The sequence below is a fragment of the Dehalococcoidia bacterium genome (genome assembly GCA_030018455.1).
Classification (GTDB): Bacteria; Chloroflexota; Dehalococcoidia; order DSTF01; family JALHUB01; genus JASEFU01.
Genome location: JASEFU010000018.1, coordinates 1 through 1,005, shown reverse-complemented (window position 1 = coordinate 1,005; position 1,005 = coordinate 1). Strand labels below are relative to the sequence as shown.

General features: G+C 61.7%; 1 protein-coding gene. It reads left to right on the top strand.

Going from position 1 to position 1,005, the window contains the following annotated elements; all coding sequences use genetic code 11:
- Positions 1-44: 44 nt before the first annotated feature.
- On the top strand, positions 45-1,005 hold a 961-nt coding region (locus tag QME71_11120; protein MDI6858850.1), incomplete at its 3' end, for an integrase core domain-containing protein.

The following is a 1,005-nucleotide window of genomic DNA, read 5'->3' as shown; positions in this document are numbered from 1 at the left end:
TGTGCTCGTTCAGAAACATTGGTGACACCTAGAATGGTGTCACTATGCGATTCATTGACGGGATGGCTCCCGGAGCGCGACGGCTCGCAGGCCGCGGGAAGGAGCTCTCCAGGGAGGCCAAAAGAAGGCTCCGGTGGATGGACTTTTACTCCCTCCACGGCCATAACGCTCGGCTCACCTGTCGCCACTTCGGCATCACTCCCCAAACGTTCTATCGCTGGAAGAGGCGCTACGATCCCGAGCGCCTTGAGAGCCTGGAAGAGAAGTCGCGGCGTCCTCGGAGGGTGCGACAATCCACCGCTTCGCCGGAGCTGGTGGAGGCGGTGCTGGAGTTAAGGGAGGCGAACCCGCGTTGGGGGAAAGACAAGCTGGCCCCTCTTCTGAGAGAAGCGGGCTGGCAAGTGTCCAATTCGATGGTGGGTCGGATTCTGCGCCGGCTGCGCGAGCGGGGACGGCTTGTACAGGCGCCGCGGACGCGGATTCCGGTTGGTCGCCGCTCCTTTCTGAGACCTTACGCCATACGCAAGCCGAGAGATTACCGGGTGAGTCGTGCAGGAGATCTGGTTCAGGTGGACACGCTCGACCTGCGGCCCTTGCCGGGTGTCATTCTCAAGCATTTCACGGCCCGGGACATGGTCTCCCGTTGGGATGTCCTGGAGGTGACCACCAGGGCTTCAGCTGCCACCGCTAGTCGATTCCTGGACTCGCTTCAGAAGCGGTCACCTTTCCCAATCAGGGCGATTCAGGTGGACGGCGGCTCCGAGTTCCAGGCGGAGTTTGAGAGGGAGTGTGAGAGGAGAGGCATCCTGCTCTTCGTCTTACCTCCGCGCTCGCCCAAGCTAAACGGTCGCGTGGAGCGGGCGCACCGCACGCACAGAGAGGAGTTCTATGAGGTGGCCGATCTGGATTGGACCGTTGCAGGAATCAGGCCACAGCTCCTGGCTTGGGAGCGCATTTACAACACCGTGCGCCCTCATCAGGCGCTGAACTACAAGACGCCATGGC